Genomic DNA, 19,380 nt, shown 5'->3' on the forward strand with positions numbered 1-19,380 from the left:
GCTGAATCGATTCTTCTTCATGTTCCTTTCCTTTTATGAAAATATAATCGGAAAGCTCCATTTATTCAACGATCACTTTTAGGGGAAGCTTACAGTCGCCAAAAGCTTACGGCATAATGGCGACCTTTTCCTATTTAGCAAGCCGAAAGATGAAGGCGGCCACTCAGGACTAATTCCCTTTCCGTTTGGCTAAATACGAGCATCTTGATCCGTGGTTCCGAATTCTCCACCTAGGTGAAAGCAACAGTAATTTCTTAATCTATGACTCGGTCTACAAATTAGGATTCTTTTATACATCATCATTGTTACTGCACGTTTTACCTATCTTGCTCTTAACTACCAGTAAGATATCTAAATGCTTTCCTCTTTATAGCTCGATGAACTTTTTCCAATTCATTTATAAAATTTTTGTGTTGAGCTTCCGGATAGTTCATCGATTCTCACCTATTTTCAAGCAAATCGATCTGCGGAAAATGACTAGAAAAACAATTGCAGTTCGGGATGCTTGCTAATTTACCCTATATGAGGTAGTATCAAATTCACCCAGCCTAAAATATCCCAATACTTCTTCGTTAGAATCATTGACATTAGTACAATTTCCTTTTAACTGTACGGGAATAATTGGAAAAGGCCCACCTTCATCACTTCCGGATTGCTGAATCAATATGTTTAAATAGTCATAATATCGTTGTGAAATACCATACACATTAATTCCTACAGTTACTCCAGCAACATTGTTTTCATTATCGTTCTCAATATAATTTTCATTGCCATCGGAAAATTTATCGCTGATAACTGCAAGAGACGGCAGTGGTGGATTAGACGGAGTAAATTCTCCTAAATAATAATTTTTAACAGCGCCGGGGTCGTCAAAAAATACCTGAAGCACAATTTCCTCGTCACCATCAGAACCTTCAATGGTTTGCTCAACCCGATTAATAACAGGTGCTGCAATTAGGGCTTCGGTTGCTGTGTAGGAGTTGCCGTTGTAAAGGATTTTCAAAGTGTACGATGCGTTTAATTCCGGAACAAAATCGGTTGCTGTGTAACTGCCATTATTCTGGTCGGCAAACACAAATATTGACCCGTCGTTTTCTTTGGTTACTGTTACTGAAGCACCCGTAACAGGAACATCTGGACTCCTATCAAAAAATGCCGTTGATTTTCTTAGATTGATGGTTTGTGCTTTTCCCGTAGTACCTTTTTGCCACTTAATAGACGCATCAACCACCAATCGTGCCCTGCCATTTGGGACATTGACATCTATGACCTCCGTACAAGAGTTTAAAAGTCCTATTAATAAAAGGAGTGCACCTAATTTGCTGTATATATTTCTGTTTTTCATTGTTTTAAAAATTAAAATTGTATGTTACTGAGGGGACAATACCAAATATGGAAGTACGAGTGGCTTCAGATACACCTGTCTGGTGATTTTGACCAAAAGAAATAGAGGCTGCATTACTTCGGTTGTAAGCGTTGTATATGCCAAATACCCATTCTCCCTGCCATCTTCTATCTTTATTTTTTCGAGGTGTTAAGGTTGCAGAAAGGTCTAGTCTGTGGTAGGCCGGCAATCGGTCTGCATTCCTTTCGGAATAAGTCGCAACGGATAATCCGTTGTATATAAACTGTCCGTTGGGATAGGTAACAGGTCGTCCTGTTTGGAATACCATATTAGCCCCAAATCGCCATTTTTCGTTGAGTTTGTAACTTCCGGTAAACTCAAAGTCGTGGGTTCTGTCCCAGTTAGAGTTATACCATTTCCCGTTGTTAATACCTAATCCGCCAGCTGCTCCTCCGGGTGTGCGCTGTTGCGACTTTGACAACGTATACGCCACCCAGCCTGTAAAATCGCCTTGGTTTTTTCGCAGTAGAAACTCTAATCCATAAGCCCGTGCTTCACCAGTCAATATTTCGGTTTCAATGGTGTTTTGTGCTATAAGTTCTGCGCCGTTGATATAATCTATCCTGTTGTCGATCGTTTTGTAATAGGCTTCGGCTTCGATCGAAAACATATTTTCATTTAAATTTCTGAAATAGCCCACAGTATATTGGTCTGCCATTTGCGGCTCAATAAACTTTCCGCTAGGCGCCCAAACATCTAATGGCGTGGCTGATGAGGTATTGGAGATCAGATGCAGGTATTGAGCAACTCGGTTATAACTTGCTTTAAAAGAAGACTTCTCGTTGAGCTGATATGAAAGTGCAAACCGAGGTTCTAAATTACTGAATGTAGCTATGCTTTTTCCCCTACCGTAATTTGTCTCAGAAATGGATTCGGCACGCTCATAAATGCCTAATTCTTCGTTGTAAATCACAGGTAAATTATTGGCGTAATTGTTTAATGTTTGTTTTCCAAGTCGATTAAAGTAACTAAGACGCAACCCATATTCAGCGGTAATTTTTTCGGAAATTTTATGTTCTAAACTTGTATAAACCCCAGCTTCAAAAGCGAATTTGTCGTCTAATTTCTCCGGATTAACACCCGAAGTTGCATTTAATGGGTTGAGTGTACCTGGATTAAAGTTGTAATAAATGCCATTTATCCCAAAGTCGAATTTTAATTTATCGCTTGCATAATACCCAAAGTCATATCGCATGTTATAATTGCTTATATCTGAAGTCCAATCAATTCCCTCAATAGGAATTTCCAGATTATAATTATATCGACTGTATATTAAGGATGCATTGGAGAATAACTTGTTGTTAAAAATATGATTCCATCGCAAGTTTCCTGAGAGGTTTCCGTATGAATTAGTGAATAATCCTGCCAAGTTAAAGTTATCATTGCCTAAATAGCCAGATAGATATAGTTTGTTCTTCTCATCAATCTCATAATTTGTTTTCAGATTCAAATCGTAAAACCCGGCCCTACTGTTTTGGTTAGCTAAGGCTAAAAATATATTTACATAAGAAGCTCTGCCGGCTATTAAAAACGAACCTTTGTCTTTAAACATAGGCCCTTCCGCCGCCAAGCGACTGGAAATAGCCCCAATACCGCCAGTGAGTTCAAATTCTTTACTATTTCCGTCTTTTTGACGTATATCCAATACCGAAGAAGCCCGCCCTCCAAAACGTGCAGGAATGCCTCCTTTATAAAGTTTAACATCCTTAATAGCATCAGCATTAAATACTGAGAAGAAACCAAACAAATGGGAGGCATTGTAAATAATTGCTTCGTCCAAAAGAATTAGATTTTGATCTTCTGCACCACCACGCACATTGAAGCCCGATGCACCTTCGCCGGCGTTGGTAACACCTGGTAGCAATTGAATGGACTTGATCAAGTCTACCTCACCTAAAACAACAGGCATCTGTTTGATATCCTTAGTTGAGAGCCTTGCCACACTCATTTGTGGTGTCCGAATGTCTACTTGCTTTGATTCATCAGCTGTGATGACTACTTCATCTAATTGAGCGTCATCCCCTTTAAGCTCAATGTTGAGCTTTTGATTAGAGCTAAGGTTTATTGCCCTCTCAAAAGTTGTAAATCCTAAATAGGAAATGGTTACGGTATAATTACCCTCAGGTGCTGTGATAGAATAAAAACCATATTCATTGGTCGTGCTTCCAATAGAAGTACCTTTTAAAAGGACAGTTGCCCCCGAGAGTGTCTCACCGTTGCCAACATCCTTGACTACACCACTAATTGTATATTTGGTTTGTGCAAAAAGGAATACTGGACACAACATCATCACTACAAATAACGCCTGCCTTTTCCTTGACCTAAATGATTTTAATTGACTTGTTTTTTTCATAATATTTTCAAAGATTATTTATGTTTTGTTTAAAATTTTCCATTAATTTTTGTTTGCTAAATCTGATATACCTTTCGTCCTTTTATTTAAATTGATCTTACTTCGGGCGATCGCCCATTTCAGAGACGAGACGGTTCATGAATTTGTAGATTCCCTGAAAAAGGAAGGAGGATACGAACTAACGTAATTGGCTATACGCTTATTAAGATACCAGTCGTCGTTAATATGAAGCGCGGCTTGGATTGCATTCTGCCGATGAATACTGTTCAGAGGAAATGCCGGAATCTTGCCGATTTTGGGTATCCGGTAACACGAGTTGATCATTGTCTACTAATTAAGATGAGCATATACAGGAAGCATAAACTTTGTGCGAAGAAAGTTTTGCCAGACTGGTTCAGATCGCGAATTGAAATATTCGTTACTTATTTCAACTTCAACCGTACGGATCATCATGTGGATCACCAGATCGAAGATATCGGTGAGATAAAACGTGGCATCGCTTGGAAAGATAATTCCGGTTTGTCCGTGGACGAAACCGAGCATCCGTTTAATCTGGTTATCAGACATTTTCAGATCAGCCTTGAAATTAGTTTCGAGGTTAACACGTTCGGGAGGAATTCCTTGCTGAATAAACAGGTGATATTTAAGAATATCAAAATTGAATTTCATACAGGTTAATCGTTTAGCATAAGTACGGGCAATCGTGGTGCCTGCGTCAGCAACTGGTGTATGATCCTTTACTTTGCTGCCACCCTAGCGGGCAATTCTGTGCCATTTTCAGGGATAATGTTGTCTTGGGCAAATGTGATGTACTGCCAACTAACGACATAAGGGTGCGGCCGACATGACCTTTTTAAAAATGCAAACCATCGTAGAGAACAAAACAGGGATACACTGTTTTCAAAGGCCATTACGGGTTGTCCGAAAAAATAGTGGGGTCAATGCTAAAAAATCTTTCCTATCCCAAAAAAAATATAGAATCACACCCCACCTTTGCATGTTACCTTCCGTAAGGAGAAGAAGATGATGTCTAATCCTAATTAACATTGCTATTTAGAAGGAAAACTCTCTTTGATGAACAGGATCTGTCAAGCATTTTGGATGCCTGTAAGGATGGCAATGCTCAGGCACAACGATGTCTGATCCGACAGTTTGCGGGATATGCCAAAAGCATCTCGCTTCGATATGCAGCTACCTTTGAGGAAGCGGAAGAGATTGTAAATGATTGCTTTTTAAAAGTGTTTATGAATTTACATAGCTATGACAAAGCTCAACCTTTCAAGGCATGGTTTCGAACAATTGCTATCAATACGGCCATTGACTATTACCGGAAGAATCTTAAATGGCAGGGGCAGCTTAGTCTGGATGATCTGGAAGTAGCGGACTGGAGTAATGACATTTTAAGCGAAATATCTGCTCATGAAATATTAATAATGGTTCAACGCCTTCCACCGGCTTATAGAATGGTTTTCACACTGTTTGTAATTGATGGATATTCACATAAAGAAATAGCTAACATGCTTGGTATCCAGGAAGGAACATCAAAATCTAACCTGAGGGATGCCAGACGAAAGTTGCAGACCATGATAAAACTAAACTTTCCGCATTTGTATCAACTTTATAACTGGCCTAATAAGGGAATTAATGAAAACTGAGCAATTTGACGATGAATTCCGGAAAAAGTTATTGGGTCTGGATCCAAGCGATGAAGAAGTCGATCGGATATATAATTATGTCTCTTCGAGTGGTAATATTACGCCCCATTTTTCATGGACTAAAATCCTGATTTATGGGTTGGTCGCTTCGTTGTTGGTCGGCTCTATAACATTCAATTACGTTCAAAATCTTACCAATAAAAAACTCTTATCCTCCCTAGATTCTTTAAAAAGCAGAATCACTTCTATTGAACTAAATTCTACTCAAAAGACAAGTCTACGTGTCGACACGGTATACATTGACCGATATATTGAAAAAACCATTGCAGCTCAGGATCGTCAGGAGTTGCTTTATACAAGGCAGAGTCCTCATAACGAAATTCAGCAGCCAATTAATAATCCGATTACGGATAAATCAGTAAAGAATCCAAATTTCAGAAGAGCAGATTCACCTGACATCGCACCGGATCAAACGGCTGGTACGGTTGCGAAATCCATTGCTCAGAATAATGCTTCCGGCGCAGAATTAAATACGGGCAGATCAGATAATACCGTAGTTAAGAGAGGATCTTCCGAAATAACCGGCAACGACAATAATCCGGCAAACAAGGCAGCGTATACAAATAAAGACGATTTTCCCAAAGCTGGTAAGACAATAGAAAGTTACTCATCCAATACTGCCGACAACTCAAATAATGCGGCCCAAGCGAAGGAAAGCAAAAACTGGCTACTGTCGGAGCTAAGCCGTATTGGCAACATTCATCTTTCATTTACGCGGTTAAAACTACCGGTTTTAAAGACGCCGGAAAAATTATCTTCTGCTAGCAAAGACAAACCCAAATATTACTCCGAATCAATGAAGTCGGTTCTTAAAAGGATGGATTATTATGTGGGTGGAAGCCTTGAGGCAGGTAACAGACAGGTGGCGGGCTCACTTCTTGGAGAGCTGCGGATCACTCCCAAATGGAGTTTTCAAACCGGTGCCCGCTGGAAAGAGATCACCGGCGACAGTTACGACACTGCCGAGCAGTTTGGTCAAAATACTGGCCAGGATTTTAGGGCTCTGTATGCACCTTACGTAGCTCAAAACGTTGATTTGTTAAATATTGAACAAAATTACCAGCTCGTTCAAATTCCCTTAACAATTGCATATCATTACGAAATACGTCCGAATTGGGCCCTACGTTTCGGGATAGGAACCGATCTTACAGTTTACTCCCTAAAAGACATCCATTTCAATTATAAGAAAGACAGTCAATCCTTTGATAAAGGAGAATACAATGCAAAATTAAGCGTAAATCCTTTTAACGATATTACAATAAACCTGGGTCTGGAGCGTCGCTCGAACAAGTTCCTGTTTAGGTTAAGTCCGTACGTTAGTCCTCAATTACGTAAAACAGAATTTTCCAACAAAGATCTTTTGTGGGGGGCCAGTGTGCAGGTTTTGTATAAATTCAATAGATGACTTGAGGGCTAGTTCATAGTATTGTTGTCTTTACTTGTTAAAGTTTATACAACCCGCCCATTTGTTAGCTGCGAGCGCTCCCGCTTTTTTCAATTAACTCGGTTGGTGTAAGGCCAAATGTTTTTTTAAAGGTGAATGAGAAGTGCGACAGGTTTTCAAAACCAACTTCTAGATAAACTTCCGAAGGCCGCATCCCCCTTTTTGAGATCAGATAATGTGCTTGCTCTAAACGCTTTTGTTGTAACCACTTTTCGGGCGTTGTTTCAAAAACCTTTGTAAAATCCCGCTTGAATGTTGACAGGCTGCGTCCTGTGAGTTTGGCAAATGTGGGGAGGGGAATGTTGTAGATGAAATTGTGGTTCATGTACATTTCCAAATCGATCTTATGAGGCTGCTGAAAATCAAATAGAAGCTTTTTGTAAACATCACCGCTTTGAAGCAGTAGTTCAATGGCTTCACGGGTTTTGAGCTCCGCTATTTTTGCCGTCAGTTTTTCCGGACGCTGGGCGTAGGGCACTAATGAGTCAAAAAATCCTTTCAAAAGCATATCGCCTGTCAGCTCCATCATCGCTTTTCCTTTGTATGGACCTTGTTTGGCAACATCGTTCTCAGTTGCGTATTGATGCAGCGTTTTTTGATCCAGGAATATGCTGATCAATGCAGGCGGATCACCATTTGGACCCGCCTTTTTCAGCTTTTTGAACAATTCATTCCGGCGCATCAGACAGATCGTGCCTTCCTTCATCACAAATGTTCCTTCGTTCGAATAATAGTAGGACTCACCTGAAAGCATGATACCCAAGGCATGTTCAGGAAAGTAGTGTTCGCTACTTTGCGTTTTTTGATGACCTTGTGCATACAGGATATTATGTTGAAGGACGACGTTTTCCATTTGGCTCAATTCCATTGCGGCAATTCCATTGTGGTTATTTTATTTGGCTCATGATCAATCGATCCATCTGCTTGTCGGATAGAATCCTTCTCAAAAATAGCAAAAGCGAGGAAGCCATTTGCGAAGTTGTGTAGCGGGTTTTTGGACTTTTAGCTTCGATTCCGCTCCTGACCAGTTTGGCGATCACTTCTGGCTCTGCTATATCTTTATTTAACCGGGTAAATACATTGTGTGTTTTTGCCGCCAGGTCTTTGTAAGCTGTATGGCCAGATACTTTCATGAGAATGTCAGTGGCAACATTGCCCCATTCAGATCTGGTGGCACCTGGCTCGACAACGATCACGTCAATGCCAAACTGCTTGACTTCACTGCGCATACTATCACTCAATGCTTCCAGTGCAAATTTGCTTGCATGGTACCAACCACCCAGTGGAAAAGCGATCTTGCCGCCAACAGAAGAAATGTTGACAATCTTGCCATACTTGTTTTCCCGCATTTTGGGCAAAACCAGTTGCGCCAAACGCATAGCGCCAAATACGTTTACTTCCAATTGATAACGTGCGTCTTCCATCGAAATGTCCTCAATTGCCCCTTCTAAACCAAAACCCGCATTGTTGACTAAAATATCGATACTTCCAGCTTCCTGCAAAATTTGATTGACGCACGCCGTCACGCTATCATCTTTTGTTACATCAAGTGCGATCGGTTTGATGCCGAAGGATTTCAAGTCTTCCATTTTGTCGGTCCTGCGCGCAGCACCATACACATTATAACCATTTTGAGCGAGATAAATGGCAGTCGCTTTGCCGATTCCGGCCGAAGCCCCTGTTACTAATGCGGTCTTTTTCATTTTGTCTAAGTTTTCTTTGGTTAAAATTTATATGACAAAGGTAACTTAGGGCCATAGGTGCGGGTTTGTTGAAAGGTCCAAGTTTGTGTGCTGACAAGTTCAAATGCAGGATGCTTTGACCACGGATGCTTTCTGCAACAATCTTGCAAGCGGATAATTAAAGTGTTTAGGTCAATAGCATGAGAACTGTGATGGTCTTGAATGACGGTTAAGCTTTCTTTCTTAACCTGCCTAAATGTTGCGGGTCAGGCCCAAGTAGGATGCTATGTAGTATTGCAGGACTTGCTGGACTATTTGCGGGTAGGTAGCGACAAAATTTCGGTGTTGCTCTCCATCCTGCGCTTAGTTTAAATTCACTATGCAGTAAACTGCCTGACCTTACTTACAGATTAATTTTGTAACCGCTATGGACGTTTCGCTAATTCGGTCGTATATCTGTACGCTTCAACCTGCCTTCCCAACGATCGCTTTTGTGAAGTTCAACGTAACCTTGCCTCGAAATTGCTGAATAACATTGCATTCCTTCGGTTAACCTATTAATGGATGTATTCGCCCTTTTACCGCCGCTTCTCTCATTCATCTGGAAATCGCGTAACCTTAGTTAGGATAGGTAATCCGCCTCCGTGATAACCGGAATCAGGGTAGCTTTTAATCCATTTTGTTCCATCAGAATCCAAATAGTAGACATTAACGCTAACAGAGATTGATCTCATCGACGACTCAGTGATAGTAGACTTTCGGGCGATAATAAGTACTCAGTTTGCTGGTGGCAATGTCCCAGAAAAGTTCGAGGACTTAATGGAAATTCTTCACCTGGGAAAGTTTTCTTCGGCACCCAATGGAGGATTTATCAATTTTTACTCCGTGCACAGCCGTAATCGTGAGAACTACATTTTATTTTCGGGTGTCAATGAGGTTAGTAACTCTCACTATGTCGTGACAGTTCATAAAGTACTTCACATAAGGTAGCGTAGGCTATACTACCGGCGTATGAAGAGGGACCAGGTAAAAGCAAGAATGTCCGCTATACAACTGTTAGTTATATCTTCCGGTTTCAGATTTATTAGGTGGTAAAAACATAATTTGTCCAAAGTGCGTATTCACCTTTCATGAATAAGAAAGTTTGGGAGTAACCATAAAAATATTGATCAAATAAAAACAGACTTGTTTGTTTTTATTTGATGACTTGAGTAACTTTCCCTTTTATCTACGGCTTTGATGGAAAACAAACTTATTTTAACTGGTTTTTTCTTCAATCCCCAGGGGGATAACCGAATGTCATGGCGGTATCCTTCTGCACCTGAACGTGAGATTTTTACACTTGACTACTACCAGAAGCTTGTGCTGGCCGCCGAGCGAGCTGGCCTGGATGCTATTTTTTTGGCCGACCATGTTGGGATATGGGACAGCTACCCCAGCAACATCGTCAGTTACGCCAACGCACGGCTGGAACCGATAACCTTGTTGAGCGCGCTGGCAGCGACAACACAGCGGATTGGCTTGTTCTCGACAATTTCAGCGTCATACAGTGAGCCGTACAATGTGGCGCGCATGCTTGCTTCGCTGGATCATATCAGTAAAGGACGGGCGGGGTGGAATGTAGTTACGTCCGGGATGAATGAAGAAGCCATGAACTACGGCAGAGATGCCCGCATCGAGCATAGCTCACGCTATAAACGCGCCGAAGAGTATGTAACACTTGTCAAGGAGCTGTGGGATAGCTGGGAGGATGACGCGATCAAAATCAACAAGCAGTCGGGTGACTTTGCAGATCCCAGTAAAGTCCACAGGGTTGACCATCGTGGTGAGTATTTTAAAGTGAGGGGGCCACTAAATGTGCCCAGGCCCCTTCAAGGACATCCGGTCATTATTCAGGCGGGTTCTTCCAGTGATGGGAGGAACCTTGCCGCAAAGCACGCAGATCTTAATTTTGCGCTTCTCCGCTCGATTGAAGAAGGACAGCAATACCGGGCTGACTTCAACAACCGGCTTGCCAGTTTTGGCAGGAAGCCTGAATCATTGAAAATCCTGCCTGGGATATTACCGATCATTGCAGGCTCTGCCGCTGAACTTGAAGAAAAAAAGCGTCTGCTGGAAAGCCTGGTACCCGACCAGGTAGCCATTGATCTGGTTTCCAGTTGGGTCGGGATGGATTTGTCGGGACTAGACCTGGATGCCCCGTTGCCGAAATTACCGGATGAATCGACTTTCGACGGACAACGTACCAACCTGGTCAAGGTTAAACAATACCAGAGCGAAGGCCTGACATTTCGTCAAATCTCGACGATTGTTGCTAGCGCCGGAAGCGCGCCCATTGTAGGGGGAACACCAAAGGAGATAGCCGATGAGCTGGAAGCCTGGTTCAGGGCCGGGGCAGCTGATGGTTTCGCTCTAATGTTTCCCACTATCCCCGAAGACTGGGACCGGTTTCTTGAAGAAGTAATGCCTGAGCTCAAAAGGAGAGGGCTGGTTTCTGATGACGGTGGCGGAGGTACGATTCGTGACAGGCTTAGGTTGCCCAAGCCTGAAAATACTTTTTCGAGACGAAGCGCCAAATAACGCTTTGATGCATCATACAGACTTGTCTGTTCGATCGGTTTGTTTAACTTTGCCTTATGCGCAAGGATAGAAAAAATGCAGTCAGGCAAGCAGTCGTAGAAACGGCTTCCCGGTTGTTTTACAAGCAAGGGTACAGTAACACCGGCATAAACCAGATCATTGAGGAATCCGGGGTAGTTAAATCATCCTTGTACACAACGTTCCGTTCGAAAGAGGACATTCTGATGGCTTATCTGGAAACTTCCGGTGCTGCTACCGACCAGGCGTTGAAAGATGCAGCAGACCGCTTTGAAGATCCTGTCAAAAGAGCATTGGCAATATTTGACTATCTGATCGAGTTGGTGCAGCAGAAGGAATATTACGGCTGTAACTTTTTGAATATTATCTCAGAAATCCCCAAGGAGGACGAACGCGTCCGGGCACAGATTAAAAAGCAAAAAAATGGGGTCCGCAGGCTGTTCTATCAAATCCTGGAACCGATTGGGAAAGAAGATCTGGCGGATGAAATGTACACGCTATTCGACGGGGCGTTGATTGCCAATAAGGTCCACGATGAAGTATGGCCCGTATTGAGCGCCCGAAGAATGGCCGCCAAGCTGTTGGATAACTAACTGTTCTTACGAACTGGGACAATTCCAGCATTAAAATAGAATTAAAATTAAAACAGACTTGTCTGTTTTAAAAAAATGCTTTATCTTTGAATCGTGAGAAACATCACCGTCAGGGAATCAATCCTAAAAGCAGCGGCAAGGCTGTTTTATCAGCAAGGTTATAGCAACACAGGAATCAACCAGATCATCGAGCAAGCTGATATCGCCAAATCGTCTCTGTACCAACATTTTAAATCGAAGGAGGAGTTGCTCATGGCTTATTTGCAATTAACCGGGGCCGAGAGCTTGGCGCGTTTGGTAGCGGCATCTCAGCATGGAGCATCGCCCAAGCAGAAGGTTCTGGCGATTTTCGATTATCTGGCGGCTTCGGTGACCAACGAAAGTTTTCATGGCTGCCATTTTCTCAATATCGTATATGAAATGCCTCACGACGCTTTGCGGGTGCGGCAGCAGGTCAAATTGCAGAAGGAAAGCGTGCGGGACCTGTTTCGTGATATACTGCAACCATTGCAAAACGAAGCATTGGCCAGTGAAATCTATACACTGTTCGAGGGGGCGCTCATTGGCCATAAAGTGCACAACGATCCCTGGCCGGTTTTCGCCGCACGGGCAGTTGTGGAAAAACTGCTTTGATTTAATTTTGTTAAAACAGACTTGTCTGTTTTTGTTTTATCTTAAACCGTAAACTTTACTGCAAATGAAAAAGAACCAGGTACGCTACCAGAAATTGCAAGTCAATGACCTGAACGTATTTTATCGCGAAGCAGGACCTATGGACGGACCAGTGGTGCTTCTTTTACACGGCTACCCGACGTCCTCGCATATGTACCGAAATTTGATACCGATCCTGGCAGAGAAATACCACGTATTCGCTCCCGATTTGATCGGTTTTGGCAATTCGGATGCACCGCATTACAAATCGTTCGATTACACCTTTGATAACCTGACCAAATATGTTCAAGGGTTTATCGACCAACTCGGATTAGAACGTTTTGCGGTGCAGGTATTTGACTACGGCGCGCCGGTCGGGTTCCGGCTTGCGGTTGCCAACCCGGAAAAAATAACCGGCATTATTACCCAAAACGGGAATGCGTATGTGGAAGGGCTAAGTGATGGCTGGAACCCGATCCAGAAGTATTGGGCAGACCCCAGCGAGCAGAACCGCAATAACCTTCGGGTGCTTTCGACCGCCGAATCCACGCATTGGCAGTACTTTACCGGCGTGAGCGATAAGAGCCTGGTTGCACCGGAATCTTACCTGCTCGACCAGTTTTTCCTCGATCGGTCCGAGAATGAGGAAATCCAGCTTGACCTTTTCAAGGATTACGCGAGTAATGTAACATTGTACCCGACTTTCCACCAGTATTTCCGAGACTCTCAGGTGCCATTGCTTGCCGTTTGGGGTGACAAAGACCCATTCTTTCTGCCTGCCGGAGCAGAGGCATTCAGAAAAGACCTTCCTAATGCGATCGTCAAGCTCTACGATACCGGCCATTTCGCACTGGAAACCCATGTCGATGAGATTGGAGAAGCAATTTTGAAGTTTCTGGACACGCTGCCGCGTTAAGAGTTGCAGACGCGCAGTTTCAAATTGGTTAAATATTTCAACTGTGATCATCATGGAAACAAGGACGCAAGTTCAGGTACTCCGCGAGCGGTACGAACAGGTGCGCCGGCTCACCGTCGATATCTGCCAGGGTTTGGAGACCGAGGATTACGTAGTGCAACCCACCGCAGATGTAAGCCCACCCAAATGGCACCTGGGCCACACCACATGGTTTTTCGAAACATTTGTGTTGAAGCCCCACTGCCCAGACTATCAGCCGTTCAGCGAGGACTTTGACTACGTTTTTAACAGCTACTATGAAACGATCGGACGTAGGGTAGTCCGGACCGATAGGGGCAATTTGAGCAGACCAACGGTACAGAAATTATTTCGGTATCGCGATTATGTCGATGAAAGACTGTATCAACTACTAGAATTGGCAAGCACTGACCTGCTGACAGAGATATCGCCAAACATAGAGCTTGGAATAAACCATGAACAGCAACATCAAGAGCTGCTCTGGAGCGACATAAAGTACATTCTTGGTAATAACCCGCTGTTTCCCCGCTTTTTAAATTCGCAGCATCCTGGCATCACTGACAGGCATTCAGAAGAAGGCTTTTTATCTATCAATTTTGGGAACTACGAGATAGGGCACGTTGGGCCGGTTTTCTCATGGGACAATGAGCATAATAGGCATACGGTGTATCTGCAGCAGTTCGAAATAAGCACAACGCCGGTTACCAACAGGGAGTACCTTCAATTCATTGATTCTGGCGGATATACCGATTTCCGGCATTGGCATTCGGACGGTTGGGCCTGGGTGAACATGCAGCGAATCCAAGCCCCGCTATATTGGCATCATTGGGACGGCGAGTGGCTTAACTATACCTTCGATGGACTGCGACCCATCGATCTGCAAGAGCCCGTTTGCCACGTTAGTTACTACGAGGCCTACGCCTATGCCAATTGGATGGGACTAAGGCTTCCTACGGAATTTGAATGGGAGGTTGCAGCGCCCAAAATGCAATGGGGTCAGCGTTGGGAATGGACCGAAAGCGCCTATCTACCTTACCCTGGCTATAAGAGGCCTGCCGGCGCCCTTGGAGAGTATAATGGCAAGTTCATGGCGAACCAGCAGGTGCTCCGCGGAGCTTCCGCCTACACTTCGCCTGGCCACAGCCGGATTACCTACCGCAATTTCTTCCAGCCACAGGCTCGTTGGCAATTTTCCGGGATCAGAACAGCGTGCGCTTAGTTTCTTAACTGGAAGCGTATATAAGTAGACGTTATGACACCAAGCACTCAACAACCAGTATAACTATGTTCATTCCAGACCAATTCGTTGGTAGTCTCGAAGTTGCCCAGACTCCTGACAAGACTACGGCGCCATATAACTTGAATTTTTACGTCGGTATCCTCAGGGGACTTAGCGCCCGGCAAAAGGGTATCAGCTCAAAATATTTCTATGATGCGCAGGGCGACCGCATATTTCAGCAGATCATGGCTTGTGAAGAATATTATCCGTTCAAATGCGAGTTGGAAATATTTCAAAACCATTCCGCAGACCTGGCCCGGCAATTGATGGGCGACGGCAGCGATACGGATTTGATCGAACTGGGCGCAGGGGACGGACAAAAATCGGTTTACCTTTTGCAGGCGCTTAGCCGGTTACAGGCATGCTACACTTATGTCCCGATTGATATTTCCGGCAGTATTGTTTCATACTTGACTGGCCATTTAGGCAGCATGGTTCCCGATATCAGGGTAAGCGGTTTGGTGGGAGAGTATCTGCCGATGTTGCAGGAAGCATCTAGGCGCTCGACCAACAGGAAGACGGTAATAATGCTGGGTTCAAACCTGGGTAATATGCTCCCAGTGGATGCCCTGAAATTCTGCGAAAGCATTCGCGCATTGTTGAATGCTGGCGACCGGTTTATGGTTGGGATAGACCTTAAAAAATCCCCGCAGCAGGTGTTGGCAGCTTACAACGACAAACAGGGCATTACCCGCCGCTTCAATTTGAACCTGCTTACGCGGCTCAACCGGGAGTTGAATGCGGATTTTAACCTGGGCCAGTTCGAGCATTTTCCCACTTACGACCCTCAATCGGGGAGTTGTAAGAGCTATTTGATCAGCTTGCAGGAGCAGGTGGTGAGGTTTCGTTTACAGGATCGAACCGATTGTATCTATTTCCAGAAGTACGAGACGATATTTACAGAAATTTCACAAAAGTATAGCCTAGCCGAACTTGAAAAGATGGCCAGAATGGCCGGTTTCGAAGTGATTCAGAATTATTACGACGCGAATGGCTGGTTTGTGGATATGGTTTGGGAGGCCAAACAAGCATAAACATGCTCGAAAGATGGAACAACAATCCAAAACAAGGACAGAAGGTGCTTCTGCCGACAGGGTGTTTGCATTTTCTGACGGCGTTTTTGCAATCATTATTACCATTATGGTACTGGAATTAAAAAAGCCAGCCGGGGATGACTTCCATGCAGTGCTCTCATTATGGCCGACATGGCTGAGCTATGCCACTAGCTATCTTTTCATTTCTATCGTATGGCTTAACCATCACTATTTGTTGAGGAACCTTTCAGCGGTTAGTCTACGACTGTTGTGGGCAAATTTCGGGCACTTGTTTTCGGTTTCTCTCATTCCTTTCCTGACGGATTGGGTAGCTGAAAGCAATCTTGCACCCGTTCCTGTTTCACTGTATGCTTTCGTATTCTTAATGGTTAATGTTAGCTATTTAATCCTGGTTTGGGAAAGCCAGGACGACCTTGTTACGAAAGAGCATAAAACAATGGCGAGCTGGATGATTCGGTTACGGTCTACGGTCACAATTGCGGTTTTCCTGGTATCGACAGTGGTTTCGCTTTGGGCACCCATATTTGGTTTTGCAATGGTATGCGGATGCCTGATTCTTTACACCAGGCCGGAAATTAAAGCTTCCGATCAGCATCTGGATAGATTAGGAAAAATTCAGAAATTATTAAAACACCCAACAGATAAACGTTAGATATCAATGGTTGACAAACGCGTAGCAGTTGTAACTGGTGCCAGTAGCGGCATTGGTGCTGCCACAGCCTTGCGGCTGGCCGAAGATTTCGGGGGCATTGTACTCGTCGCCCGCAGAGCAGATGAATTGCAAAAGACCGCCGAGCAGGTTAGGGTAGCTGGTGCTGAGCCATTAATTGTCTGCGCTGACCTAATGGAAGCGGACGCGGCCCAAAGAATTATCCACGAAACATCCGTCCGTTTTGGCAGGATCGATGCGCTAATCAACGTGGCGGGCGCGGTTCCCCAAGTCGATGTATTAGAAATGAGCGACGCGCAATGGCTTGCCAGCATGGAAGTTAAATTTCACAGCGCGAGAAGGCTGACTATACAAGCGTGGCCGCACATGACCAGCAGCAGAGGCTCCGTTATTTTTATGTCTGGCACGGCAGCAGAAAATCCAAAGCCTGCGGCCGCGGCCATTGGAGCGATCAATGCTGCAATCGACGCGCTTTCGAAAGCATTCGCAGAAAAAGGCTTAGCGGATGGAGTCCGAGTTAACACAGTACTGCCAGGTCCAATCATGACGGAAAGGCGCACGGTTTTTCTCGAAAAGATGGCAAGATCGGAGAGGGTAAGTGTGGGTCAGGCCGCCAAAAGTTTCTTGCGCGAATCAAGGATCACCCGGTTTGGCCAGCCTGGGGAAGTAGCAGAGTTGATCGCATTCCTGGTTTCCCCCAATGCCAGCTTTATTACCGGCACCGCCATCAGGATAGATGGTGGAGAAATTAAAGGAATCTAAAACATCAAATTCAATCATTTTAACCTTCAATACTAACTTATGAACGCCTTTTCAGTGCCCGCCAGGCAGCAAGTATCTGCCGCCAATCAAACCCTTTTTGACAACCTGACGAAATCTGTCGGCAGAGTCCCTAATTTGTTTTCTGTACTCGCCTACTCGGACAACGCGTTGGCAAATTATTTGACACTTAACAGCGGGAAATCGTCACTTCGTGCAAAAGAACGGGAGGTTATAAACCTTGTTGTTAGCCAGGTGAACGAATGTTTATATTGTTTAAGCGCCCATACCGCAATTGGCAAAGTACAAGGCTTTACCGATGAACAGATCATTCAAATACGGAAAGCGAAAGTGGACTTCGACCCGAAGCTGGATGCACTAGCCAAGCTTGTCAAAAGTATCGCTGAAAACAAAGGCCACGCCAAGCCCCAGCTAATAGATAACTTTTACGCGGCAGGCTATAACCAAGGCAATTTGATGGATGTGGTTGTGGGGGTAGGGGACAAGATCATAACTAACTATGTCTTTGCGTTGACACAAGTTCCCATAGACTTTCCCGTCGCGCAGCAATTATAAGCTGACCTTGCCTAGCAGGAATTAGGTATGTTCCCAGGTTCGGGAAAAGCGCCCCTGACAACGGGAAGTATCGCCATTCTTTGGCAGCGGCTTTCGCCGGACCTTTGACCTATCAAAATATCGAACACGAAAAAAAGAAGGACAATGAAAAATCTTGCAATTTCCACCGAAGATCGAAACGCAGCATTGATATCCGAACCTGCATTGGCAAAACTGGCCGTCAAAATCGAACAACTGGACTTACCATTTCGGGTAATGCTTACTGCTATGACAGTGATGCTTTTGTGGGCGGGTGCGTATAAAATGACCGACCCCGGCTCGGAGGGCATCGAAGTACTGGTCAACAACAGTCCGCTGATCAGCTGGCATTTCCATATCTTCGGCGTGCATACGGGTGGCGACCTGATCGGTTTGACCGAAATCGTAGCGGCTTTGCTCATGCTGGTAGGGCTTTTTCGTCCACAGGCCGGCATTGTGGGCGGCGGCATTGCCGTAATGATGTTCTTTGTGACCAGCACGATGCTCATCACCACGCCGGACGCCATTACGCACGTGAATGGCGTAGGTTATATGAGCTTTTTAGGGCTCTTCTTGTATAAAGACCTGCTGGCACTGGGCGTTTCCCTTTACCTGATCACCCGGTTCGGCCACAGGGCCGCGACGCAAAAAGCATGAAAGCCTTTGATCGGCCTCTAATACGGCTAAGTATAACCTGTAATGACCATGCCGGCACCGGGTATTCCGGGCCGGCACGGTTTGTTCACATATTTCGTTTGCCACATTCGAGATTATATTTGTTAAACCTTCTGATACATGCTGCACCAGCTGACCCATCCGCATACCAATGCTCAATTCAGGCTCGTATATGACCAAAGCGATTTCGACCGCATCTTCTATGGCCGCGACCGGAAAGATAAGCTATTGACCATCGCCTGGAACCGCGGTGTTGCCCAGAAAGCTACCATCGATAATGTAGTTTACGATTTCCCGGCTAACTCGGTGCTATGCCTGATGGTCAATGAAAGTTTTCACTTTGAGAGGCCTTCGGATATTGTCGCCTGGCAATTTAACAGGGATTTTTACTGCATCGTCAACCACGATAAGGAGGTAAGCTGCGTAGGTTTTCTCTTTTATGGTTCAGGGCGGAGGATGTTCATGGCCATTGACGAGAAGCATCAGAGAAAGCTGGACCTGCTGTTACAGGTTTTCAAGGACGAGTTTGAAATGCCCGACCCGATCCAGGGCGAAATGATGCTGGCGCTGCTCAAACGTTTGATCATCATTGTTACCCGGCTTGCCAGGGAGCAGTACATTTCCGAGCAGGACCTGCCGTCAGACAAGCTGGATATCGTCCGGAAATACAATTTGCTAGTGGAGAACCACTACCGGCAGCAGCACCAGGTGAAATTCTATGCCGATCAGCTCAACAAATCGCCCAAAACGCTTTCCAACCTTTTTGCATTGTACAATCACAAAAGTCCATTGCAGGTGATCCAGGAGCGGGTGACACTCGAAGCGCGGCGGCTATTCTTTTATACCGACAAAACTGCCAAGGAGATTGCTGACGAGCTCGGTTTCGAGGACGCCAACCATTTCAGTAAGTTTTTCAAGAAGCAGACCGGGCAGTCACCAACTCATTTCAAGAAGCACAATCCGCTTATCTGAA

Annotated in this window: 19 protein-coding genes; 13 read left to right on the plus strand and 6 right to left on the minus strand. The window is 44.6% G+C overall.

Features of this window, described 5'->3' with window-relative positions; all coding sequences use genetic code 11:
- Positions 1-508: 508 nt before the first annotated feature.
- From LZD49_RS32550 to LZD49_RS32560, 3 genes are all read right to left on the minus strand, one after another.
- Complete coding sequence (locus LZD49_RS32550) at positions 509-1,345, minus strand: DUF4249 family protein (protein ID WP_234672466.1); 837 nt, start codon at positions 1,343-1,345, stop codon at positions 509-511.
- Positions 1,346-1,349: 4 nt separating this feature from the next.
- Positions 1,350-3,758 (minus strand): TonB-dependent receptor, encoded by a 2,409-nt coding sequence (locus LZD49_RS32555; RefSeq protein ID WP_234672467.1) that lies wholly within the window; start codon positions 3,756-3,758, stop codon positions 1,350-1,352.
- Between the two features lie 330 nt (positions 3,759-4,088).
- On the minus strand, positions 4,089-4,427 hold the full coding sequence (locus tag LZD49_RS32560; RefSeq protein ID WP_234672468.1) for a hypothetical protein: 339 nt from the start codon (positions 4,425-4,427) through the stop codon (positions 4,089-4,091).
- A 377-nt stretch (positions 4,428-4,804) separates the two neighbouring features.
- On the opposite strand from LZD49_RS32560, the gene LZD49_RS32565 reads away from it, so the two are divergent.
- Both LZD49_RS32565 and LZD49_RS32570 read left to right on the plus strand, forming a co-directional pair.
- On the plus strand, positions 4,805-5,413 hold the full coding sequence (locus LZD49_RS32565) for an RNA polymerase sigma factor (protein ID WP_234672470.1): 609 nt from the start codon (positions 4,805-4,807) through the stop codon (positions 5,411-5,413).
- Positions 5,403-6,878, plus strand: a complete 1,476-nt coding sequence (locus LZD49_RS32570; RefSeq protein ID WP_234672472.1) for a hypothetical protein — start codon at positions 5,403-5,405, stop codon at positions 6,876-6,878. Before LZD49_RS32565 ends, LZD49_RS32570 begins: the two co-directional genes overlap by 11 nt.
- Before the next feature lie 64 nt (positions 6,879-6,942).
- Here the strand turns inward: LZD49_RS32570 and LZD49_RS32575 are convergent, their stop codons facing one another.
- The 3 genes from LZD49_RS32575 to LZD49_RS36205 all read right to left on the minus strand — a co-directional run bounded on the left by LZD49_RS32575 (position 6,943) and on the right by LZD49_RS36205 (position 9,333).
- Complete coding sequence (locus LZD49_RS32575; protein ID WP_234672473.1) at positions 6,943-7,785, minus strand: AraC family transcriptional regulator; 843 nt, start codon at positions 7,783-7,785, stop codon at positions 6,943-6,945.
- Positions 7,786-7,804: 19 nt separating this feature from the next.
- On the minus strand, positions 7,805-8,620 hold the full coding sequence (locus LZD49_RS32580; RefSeq protein WP_234672474.1) for an oxidoreductase: 816 nt from the start codon (positions 8,618-8,620) through the stop codon (positions 7,805-7,807).
- Positions 8,621-9,192: 572 nt separating this feature from the next.
- Positions 9,193-9,333, minus strand: coding sequence for an Imm27 family immunity protein (locus LZD49_RS36205; RefSeq protein ID WP_409021369.1), 141 nt, complete (start codon positions 9,331-9,333; stop codon positions 9,193-9,195).
- A gap of 505 nt (positions 9,334-9,838) precedes the next feature.
- Here LZD49_RS36205 and LZD49_RS32585 point away from each other — a divergent pair.
- The 11 genes from LZD49_RS32585 (at position 9,839) to LZD49_RS32635 (ending at position 19,379) form a co-directional block, all read left to right on the plus strand.
- The gene (locus tag LZD49_RS32585; RefSeq protein WP_234672475.1) at positions 9,839-11,179 is read left to right on the plus strand and encodes an LLM class flavin-dependent oxidoreductase; all 1,341 of its coding nucleotides are present in this window, start codon (positions 9,839-9,841) and stop codon (positions 11,177-11,179) included.
- 56 nt (positions 11,180-11,235) lie between these two features.
- Positions 11,236-11,790: a TetR/AcrR family transcriptional regulator gene (locus tag LZD49_RS32590; protein WP_234672476.1), complete on the plus strand. Its 555-nt coding sequence runs from the start codon at positions 11,236-11,238 to the stop codon at positions 11,788-11,790.
- A 93-nt stretch (positions 11,791-11,883) separates the two neighbouring features.
- Positions 11,884-12,423: a TetR/AcrR family transcriptional regulator gene (locus LZD49_RS35660; protein WP_310590521.1), complete on the plus strand. Its 540-nt coding sequence runs from the start codon at positions 11,884-11,886 to the stop codon at positions 12,421-12,423.
- Between the two features lie 64 nt (positions 12,424-12,487).
- On the plus strand, positions 12,488-13,357 hold the full coding sequence (locus LZD49_RS32600) for an alpha/beta fold hydrolase (RefSeq protein ID WP_234672477.1): 870 nt from the start codon (positions 12,488-12,490) through the stop codon (positions 13,355-13,357).
- A gap of 52 nt (positions 13,358-13,409) precedes the next feature.
- The gene (egtB, locus tag LZD49_RS32605; protein ID WP_234672478.1) at positions 13,410-14,594 is read left to right on the plus strand and encodes an ergothioneine biosynthesis protein EgtB; all 1,185 of its coding nucleotides are present in this window, start codon (positions 13,410-13,412) and stop codon (positions 14,592-14,594) included.
- 65 nt (positions 14,595-14,659) lie between these two features.
- Complete coding sequence (locus LZD49_RS32610) at positions 14,660-15,688, plus strand: L-histidine N(alpha)-methyltransferase (RefSeq protein ID WP_234672479.1); 1,029 nt, start codon at positions 14,660-14,662, stop codon at positions 15,686-15,688.
- Between the two features lie 13 nt (positions 15,689-15,701).
- The gene (locus tag LZD49_RS32615) at positions 15,702-16,361 is read left to right on the plus strand and encodes a TMEM175 family protein (RefSeq protein ID WP_234672480.1); all 660 of its coding nucleotides are present in this window, start codon (positions 15,702-15,704) and stop codon (positions 16,359-16,361) included.
- A 6-nt stretch (positions 16,362-16,367) separates the two neighbouring features.
- Positions 16,368-17,141 (plus strand): SDR family oxidoreductase, encoded by a 774-nt coding sequence (locus LZD49_RS32620; protein WP_234672481.1) that lies wholly within the window; start codon positions 16,368-16,370, stop codon positions 17,139-17,141.
- A 39-nt stretch (positions 17,142-17,180) separates the two neighbouring features.
- Positions 17,181-17,714 (plus strand): carboxymuconolactone decarboxylase family protein, encoded by a 534-nt coding sequence (locus tag LZD49_RS32625; protein ID WP_234672484.1) that lies wholly within the window; start codon positions 17,181-17,183, stop codon positions 17,712-17,714.
- 144 nt (positions 17,715-17,858) lie between these two features.
- A complete protein-coding gene (locus LZD49_RS32630) occupies positions 17,859-18,389 on the plus strand; it encodes a DUF417 family protein (protein ID WP_234672486.1) in 531 nt (176 codons plus the stop codon).
- A gap of 138 nt (positions 18,390-18,527) precedes the next feature.
- A complete protein-coding gene (locus LZD49_RS32635; RefSeq protein WP_234672487.1) occupies positions 18,528-19,379 on the plus strand; it encodes an AraC family transcriptional regulator in 852 nt (283 codons plus the stop codon).
- Position 19,380: the final 1 nt, after the last annotated feature.

Origin of the sequence: Dyadobacter sp. CY261 (assembly GCF_021440085.1) — a bacterium.
Taxonomy (GTDB): domain Bacteria; phylum Bacteroidota; class Bacteroidia; order Cytophagales; family Spirosomataceae; genus Dyadobacter.

Bases quoted from the DNA above. Each gene is read 5' to 3' on its own strand.
- LZD49_RS32550 (WP_234672466.1), bottom strand. From the start codon at position 1,345: ATGAAAAACAGAAATATATACAGCAAATTAGGTGCACTCCTTTTATTA.
- LZD49_RS32555 (WP_234672467.1), bottom strand. From the start codon at position 3,758: ATGAAAAAAACAAGTCAATTAAAATCATTTAGGTCAAGGAAAAGGCAG.
- LZD49_RS32560 (WP_234672468.1), bottom strand. From the start codon at position 4,427: ATGAAATTCAATTTTGATATTCTTAAATATCACCTGTTTATTCAGCAA.
- LZD49_RS32570 (WP_234672472.1), top strand. From the start codon at position 5,403: ATGAAAACTGAGCAATTTGACGATGAATTCCGGAAAAAGTTATTGGGT.
- LZD49_RS32575 (WP_234672473.1), bottom strand. From the start codon at position 7,785: ATGGAATTGAGCCAAATGGAAAACGTCGTCCTTCAACATAATATCCTG.
- LZD49_RS32580 (WP_234672474.1), bottom strand. From the start codon at position 8,620: ATGAAAAAGACCGCATTAGTAACAGGGGCTTCGGCCGGAATCGGCAAA.
- LZD49_RS36205 (WP_409021369.1), bottom strand. From the start codon at position 9,333: ATGAGATCAATCTCTGTTAGCGTTAATGTCTACTATTTGGATTCTGAT.
- LZD49_RS32585 (WP_234672475.1), top strand. From the start codon at position 9,839: ATGGAAAACAAACTTATTTTAACTGGTTTTTTCTTCAATCCCCAGGGG.
- LZD49_RS32590 (WP_234672476.1), top strand. From the start codon at position 11,236: ATGCGCAAGGATAGAAAAAATGCAGTCAGGCAAGCAGTCGTAGAAACG.
- LZD49_RS32600 (WP_234672477.1), top strand. From the start codon at position 12,488: ATGAAAAAGAACCAGGTACGCTACCAGAAATTGCAAGTCAATGACCTG.
- egtB (WP_234672478.1), top strand. From the start codon at position 13,410: ATGGAAACAAGGACGCAAGTTCAGGTACTCCGCGAGCGGTACGAACAG.
- LZD49_RS32610 (WP_234672479.1), top strand. From the start codon at position 14,660: ATGTTCATTCCAGACCAATTCGTTGGTAGTCTCGAAGTTGCCCAGACT.
- LZD49_RS32615 (WP_234672480.1), top strand. From the start codon at position 15,702: ATGGAACAACAATCCAAAACAAGGACAGAAGGTGCTTCTGCCGACAGG.
- LZD49_RS32620 (WP_234672481.1), top strand. From the start codon at position 16,368: ATGGTTGACAAACGCGTAGCAGTTGTAACTGGTGCCAGTAGCGGCATT.
- LZD49_RS32625 (WP_234672484.1), top strand. From the start codon at position 17,181: ATGAACGCCTTTTCAGTGCCCGCCAGGCAGCAAGTATCTGCCGCCAAT.
- LZD49_RS32630 (WP_234672486.1), top strand. From the start codon at position 17,859: ATGAAAAATCTTGCAATTTCCACCGAAGATCGAAACGCAGCATTGATA.
- LZD49_RS32635 (WP_234672487.1), top strand. From the start codon at position 18,528: ATGCTGCACCAGCTGACCCATCCGCATACCAATGCTCAATTCAGGCTC.